The organism is Halomonas sp. SIMBA_159, from assembly GCF_046536035.1.
Classification (GTDB): Bacteria; Pseudomonadota; Gammaproteobacteria; order Pseudomonadales; family Halomonadaceae; genus Vreelandella; species Vreelandella venusta_A.
In genome coordinates this window covers 1-230 of sequence record NZ_JAWJBT010001792.1, presented here as the reverse complement: position 1 = coordinate 230, position 230 = coordinate 1, and the positions used below count along the sequence as shown (strand labels likewise).

The following is a 230-nucleotide window of genomic DNA, read 5'->3' as shown; positions in this document are numbered from 1 at the left end:
ATGCGCTGCAGCTAATCACACAAAGCATTGCCCAAATCCGCCTGATGAATCAGCAAATTGCCGATGCAACAGACGACCAGCAAAAAATGGCCAGCGACATTGTTGGTCATGTGGATGCGATTTTCAAAAATACCGAGCACAGCTCACAGAGCGCTGGCCATATTGCTAAAGCCAGTAGTGAACTGGCGACACTTGCACATAATCTGGAAAACATCACCCGCCTGTTCCGG

At 49.1% G+C, this 230-nt stretch carries 1 protein-coding gene; it reads left to right on the top strand.

The annotated features are described in order from the left end of the window. Positions 1–230: hypothetical protein (locus R0J87_RS25375; protein WP_498889784.1), on the top strand; the 230-nt coding region annotated here is incomplete at both ends.